Origin of the sequence: Curtobacterium sp. HSID17257 (genome assembly GCF_003989515.1) — a bacterium.
Taxonomy (GTDB): Bacteria; Actinomycetota; Actinomycetes; order Actinomycetales; family Microbacteriaceae; genus Curtobacterium.
On the sequence record NZ_RBLU01000167.1, the window covers coordinates 1 to 5,422 of the forward strand.

Annotated in this window: 5 protein-coding genes; 2 read left to right on the forward strand and 3 right to left on the reverse strand. The window is 73.6% G+C overall.

Annotated features, from left to right (window positions below; genetic code table 11):
- The coding region (locus tag D8M35_RS15350; protein ID WP_126892613.1) for an LPXTG cell wall anchor domain-containing protein at positions 1–188 on the forward strand (188 nt) is incomplete at its 5' end.
- 248 nt (positions 189–436) lie between these two features.
- On the opposite strand, the gene D8M35_RS15355 is transcribed toward D8M35_RS15350, so the two are convergent.
- The 3 genes from D8M35_RS15355 to efeU are packed head-to-tail and all read right to left on the reverse strand — an operon-like array spanning position 437 to position 4,537.
- Positions 437–1,714, reverse strand: a complete 1,278-nt coding sequence (locus D8M35_RS15355; RefSeq protein WP_126892614.1) for a Dyp-type peroxidase — start codon at positions 1,712–1,714, stop codon at positions 437–439.
- Positions 1,711–2,961, reverse strand: coding sequence for an iron uptake system protein EfeO (gene efeO / locus D8M35_RS15360; protein WP_126892615.1), 1,251 nt, complete (start codon positions 2,959–2,961; stop codon positions 1,711–1,713). The genes D8M35_RS15355 and efeO overlap by 4 nt, the downstream gene beginning before the upstream one ends.
- Positions 2,948–4,537: an iron uptake transporter permease EfeU gene (efeU, locus tag D8M35_RS15365; RefSeq protein ID WP_126892616.1), complete on the reverse strand. Its 1,590-nt coding sequence runs from the start codon at positions 4,535–4,537 to the stop codon at positions 2,948–2,950. The genes efeO and efeU overlap by 14 nt, the downstream gene beginning before the upstream one ends.
- 69 nt (positions 4,538–4,606) lie before the next feature.
- Here efeU and D8M35_RS15370 point away from each other — a divergent pair, with 69 nt between their 5' ends.
- Complete coding sequence (locus D8M35_RS15370; protein WP_126892617.1) at positions 4,607–5,380, forward strand: trimeric intracellular cation channel family protein; 774 nt, start codon at positions 4,607–4,609, stop codon at positions 5,378–5,380.
- Positions 5,381–5,422 lie beyond the last annotated feature (42 nt).

Here is a 5,422-nt window from a genome sequence, read left to right on the forward strand (position 1 = left end):
TCGGTACCGGCACCGGCGTCGCGGACGCCGGTCGACCGGGTGCCGCCCGCGGCGACCTGGCGTTCACCGGCGCGGACCTGGTGCTCCCGGGCATCGCCGCCGGCGTCCTGCTGCTCGCCGGAGCCGTGGCACTCGTGCTCGCACGCCGGAAGCGCACCGTCGAGGACGGGCCGGTCCTGACGGACTGACACCGCGCCTCCCGGCCGCGCGACGGGCCGCCCCACCAGGTGGGGCGGCCCGTTCCACTGTCCGATCCCGGACGGCCACTGCCCCACGCCGGCCTCGCGAGGTACGCTCCCCCTGTCGCACCGCGATGCGCCGTGCCGGGTCGTCCCCCAGGGGGCGGACGGTGGTTCCGTCCGCCGGACTCCGCGGCGCGGGTGCTCTCCGTCTCCAGGGAAACGACGGAGGGCACCCACCTCCTGCCTGCGGCGGATCAGTGGAAGAGCTGCTCCCCGATGTACGAGCCCTTCCGCGGCGCAGGCGGCACGGCGAAGACACCGGACCCGATGTGGGACACGTACTCGTTCAACCGGTCGGACGCCCCGAGCTTCCGCTGCAGACGCGTGAAGTGCTCCGGGTCGTTCACGTACGCCGCGAAGAGGAGTCCGGCGTCGAGCTGGCCGTACTGGTTCAGCCCGTCCGTGTAGTTGTACCCGCGCCGCAGGATCTTCACGCCACCGTTGTTCTCGTGCGCCGCGAGGGCGACGTGCGAGCGCGCGTCGATCGCGGTCCCGCCTTCGGTGCCGTGCGGCGCCCGGGCGTGGAAGTCCGGCGTCGTGTGCTCGGTCCCGCCGGACAGGGGCGCCCCCTCGACCTTCGTCCGGCCGAACACCCGCTGCTGGTCGCTGACGACGTCGGCGTCCCAGGTCTCCAGGTTCATCCGGATCTTCCGCACCACCTGGTAGGTGCCGCCGGCCATCCACCCGGCGTCGTCGTCGAGCCACACGAAGCGGTCGTACTCGGCGTCGGTGGTCACGTTGCGCGTGCCGTCCTTGAAGCCCATCAGGTTGCGCGGCGTCGACTGCGTGGGACCGGCCGAGGCGCGACCGAAGCCGATCACGGTCCAGCGCACGGTCGCGGTGCCACGGGCCATCCGCGCCAGGTCGCGCACCGCGTGGTACGCCACCTGCGGGTCGTCGGCGCAGGCCTGCAGCGACAGGTCTCCACCGGTCAGCTGCTCGTCGAGGCTGTCACTGGGCAGCGTGGGGATCGCGGCCAGGTGCGCCGGACGCTTCGCGGCGAGGCCGAAGCGCTCGTCGAACACCCCGGGGCCGAGCCCGACGGTGACGGTGAGCGAGGCCGGACCGAGGTCGAGCGCCTCGCCGGTGTCGGCACCGACGCCGTCGCCGTGCGCGGGTTCCACGCTGCCGATCGTCCGGCCGGCCTGCAGCTGCGCGATCGCGGCCGACCAGCGGGCGAGCAGGACCTGCAGCTCGGTCGCGGTCGAGGCGGTCAGGTCGAACACCATGAAGACGCAGTGCCGCTGCGGGGTCGTGCGGATGCCGCCCTGGGGCTGCCGGGCGGCGGTCGCGTAGAACGGGACCGCCTGCGACAGGTCGATCGACTCGTCGCCGTTCGCCGCAGCCGTGAACGGGTCGACCCCGGTCGCGGCCGCCGACCCGGCGACGCCCGCGACGGCTCCGACGCCCGCACCGGCGGCCGCGAGCCCGGCGCCGATCAGCCCGCGACGGGAGAACCGGGAGTCGGTCACGCCGTCGCGACCTTCTCGGCGAGGCGCGACAGCGGGTCCTGCAGTGCCTGGACCTGCTGCGAGATGCGGTTGGCGTCCTCCGCCTTCGCGGCGTCGTCCCACGTGGCGAAGCCGCCGAGCGAGTCCGCGTCGCGGAACCCGTCCATCAGCGTGTTCGTGGTGTCGAACTGGGTCGCGATCTGCTTCGTCAGCGCCGGGTCGACCTTCGTCAGGCCGGGCTTGAGGTACGCGAAGGCCTGCCGGGCGCCCTCGACGTTCGCGGCGAGGTCGACGAGGTCGATGTGGCTGTACGCCTCCTCCTCCCCGGTGATCTTGTTCGACTGGACCTCCTCGAGCAGCCCGGCCGCGCCGTTCGCCAGGTCCTCGGGCTTGTACTCGATCGACGGCACGCGCTTCGCGAGGAGCTCGACGTCGGCGGTCAGTGCGGCCGCGGTCTCCTTCGTCGACGCGGTGATCGCGCCGGCCTGGAACAGGTCCTTCTCGACGGCGTGGAAGCCGCTCCAGCCGACGGCGTCGTCGAGGTTCGACGCGCGCATGTCGATCAGGTAGTCGAGGTTGCCGGCGTTGTCGGTGGCCGAGAAGCCCTGCTTCACGAAGCCGTCGACGTCGCTCTCGACGTGCTCGTAGAACGGACGGGCCGCCGCGTAGTCGCGCTTCGCCGCCTCCAGGTCGCCGGCGTCGACGTCGTGCTGCAGCTGCTGCACGGCCGCCACCATGTCGGTGACCTGGCCGTCGACGTAGGTCGCGTAGCCCTTCGCGCCGTCGGCGAGCAGGGTGGCCGCGCTGCTGTTCGCGGTCGACGCGGCCTTGCCGGTCACGGTGAAGTCGGTGAGCTCGTGCTCGGCACCCGGGCAGTACACCTGGTACTCCCCACCGCTCAGCGTGGCCGTGAAGCGGACGGCGTCGAGCCCGGGGGCGAGGTTCTCCTTCTCGCCCAGGATGCGCTGGTCCTGCAGGAGCTCCACCTCGGTGATGGCGGTGGACGACTCGTTGTGCACGGTGAACGTGACGGGGCCCGCGGGGACCTTCGTGGTCGACACGGCGCAGGCGTCGGACCCGTCGTTCGTCAGGGTGATGGTGACGCGGGAGACCTTCCCGGTGCCGCTCGAGGCGTCGTCGGCGGGCGATCCGGCAGAACAGCCGGTCAGCGCGAGGGCGGTGGCGGTGCCGAGGGCGCCGAGGACGATCAGGGGGCGGGCGGCCAGGGGGTGGGCGGCGCGGGTGCGGGCGGTCCTACCGAACGGCATGGTCGAGGCTCCTTGCAGGGACGTCGGCGGGCGGTCCGCGCGACGGGTCGGTTCCGGGGGTGGTGGTCGGTGGGGCGACCGCACGACGGCGGTCGCGGAGGGCGAGCAGCGCCTGGGCGGCCGCGGCGAACAGGAGCACGACCGGCAGCCAGGTGTCCCAGAGCCGCAGCTCGGCAGCGCGGGTGTGCGCGGCTGCCAGGTCCGCGGCCGCGCGGTCGACATGGTCCGTCGGCACCGCCCACACCGTGCGTTCCAGCGTGGTGGTCCGGGCGGCCGGGAGGCCCCCACCGCTCAGCGTGAGCACGTCGCGTTCCGAGCGGGTCGCGTCCAGGACGCCCCCACCGACGGTGGTCAGGGCGACGGTGTCGCGGACGGTCCACCGGGCCGCGAACGGCCCGGGGTTCGTGCTCGGCGAGATGCCGACGGGGACCCGACCGAACAGGCCGACGAGGTCGTCGAGCGTCAGCGAGGTCGGACGCCCGGTCGCCGGGACGTCCTCGGTGACCTGCCAGCGGTCGGCTGCGGTGCCGGAGCGGGTCACGCGGCGGTGGTCCGACGCGGGGAGGGTGGTGCGCGCCTCCCGGCCGGTGCCGGTGACGTGCAGGACGGCGGCCGCACCGTCGACGTCGGCCGTGACGGAGCGTGCGTCGCCGGAGACCGTGGTCGTGCGCGGCAGGTCGACGCCCGTGCTGGGGACGGCCAGGGCCAGGACGACCGCCGTGGCCGCGAGCCCGGCGGCGACCGCAGCACGGACCAGCGGGATGCGGGCGACCGACGGTCGCCAGCGGCGCGGCCAGACCGCGATCGCCAGGACGGGCACGACGTAGAGGAGCCAGCCGGTCACCTCGATCACGCGCGGGTCGGCGGGGATGCCGAGCACGCCGGTGACCAGGGCGCCGCGGAGCGACCCGTTCGGGGCGAGCCAGCCGAGGTCGACGGTGCGCTGCTGGCCGACGACGATCCAGCCGGCCTCGTGCGCGTGCCGCAGCGCCGTCAGCACGAGGCCACCGGCGACGAAGACGAGGAAGACGCCGGTGCCGGTGAAGAACCGGCCGAGGTCGAGGCGGACGCCACCGGTGTAGATGCCGTACCCGATCGCCACCGCGACGGCGATGCCGACGACCGCGCCGAGGGCGGCCGAGCCGGTGTCGGACGACGCCTGGAAGGTCGCGAGGAGGAAGACCGAGGTCTCGAAGCCCTCCTTGAGGACGGCGAGGAACGCCATGCCGGCGAGGGCCCACGCCGTGCCGCGCCCGAGCGCGGCCGAGGCGCTGGCCTGCAGGTCCCGCGACAGCGTGCGCGCGTGGGTGCGCATCCAGACGATCATCCCGGTGACGAAGACCACCGCGACGGCGCCGATGATCGTCTCCATGCCCTCCTGCTGGGCCTGCGGCAGGGCCTGCTCGACGAGCTGCAGCCCGAAGCCGACCGCGATGCTCAGCGCGACGGCGAGCCCGACGCCGGCCCACATCGGGGCGAGGGGCGCGCGGTTGCGACGGAGGAACGCGGCGATGATGCCGACGATGAGCGTCGCTTCGAGGCCTTCGCGGAGGCCGATGACGAGGGTGGCGATCATGGCGAAGGTGAGGCTAACCTAACCAGCACTCGGCTCGCCACTCCTGCGACGTGGGGTTTGATTGTTCTCATGAACGTGCTGACCCCGGAGGCCCTGGCGTCGGTCACCAACGTGCTCGACCTCGCGGGCGTGTTCGCCTCGGCGCTGCTGGGCGGATCGCTCGCGCGCACGATGGACTTCGACCTGTTCGGGTTCCTCGTGGTCGGCTTCGTCTCCGGGCTCGGCGGCGGCATGCTCCGCGACACCCTGCTGCAGAACGGCCCGCCGGTCGCGCTCGTCGACCCGCTCTACCTGCCGGTGGCGATCGCCGGCGCGCTGGTCGCGTTCCTCGTGTCGTTCTCCGAGCTCACCTGGGACCGGCTCTTCACCGTGCTCGACGCCGCCGTCATCGGGTTCTGGTCCGTGGTCGGGGTGCAGCGGACCTTCGACGCCGGACTGGGCTGGCCCGCCGCGATCATCATGGGCACCATCACCGCGGTCGGTGGTGGGGCGATGCGCGACCTGCTGCTCCGGCGTGTGCCCGCGGTGTTCGGTGGGAACGCGCTGTACGCGACCGTGGCCGTCGCGGCGTCCGCGGTGATGGTGGTGGCCTCGTACCTCGGGTCGCCGTCGATCGGCATCATCGCCGCGATCGTGCTGTCGCTCGGACTCCGGTACGGCGCCGTCAAGCGCGGGTGGGGCCTGCCGAACGGCCGCGAGTGGCAGCCGAAGTCGACGCTCGGCGCACTGCTGCAGCGCGGACGGCGGCTCCGGCCGGACGCGATCCGGCTGCTCCGTCGCCCCGGACGGCGGACCGGCCGCGGGGCCGTCCGCAGCGAGCGGGACACGCCCGACGACACCTGAGCAGCCCGCGGCGGCGGTTCCGTCGGCGGTCTCGCCGGTGGC

Excerpts from the sequence above, each read along its gene's own strand:
- efeU (WP_126892616.1), bottom strand. The coding sequence starts at position 4,537 with ATGATCGCCACCCTCGTCATCGGCCTCCGCGAAGGCCTCGAAGCGACG.
- D8M35_RS15370 (WP_126892617.1), top strand. The coding sequence starts at position 4,607 with ATGAACGTGCTGACCCCGGAGGCCCTGGCGTCGGTCACCAACGTGCTC.
- efeO (WP_126892615.1), bottom strand. The coding sequence starts at position 2,961 with ATGCCGTTCGGTAGGACCGCCCGCACCCGCGCCGCCCACCCCCTGGCC.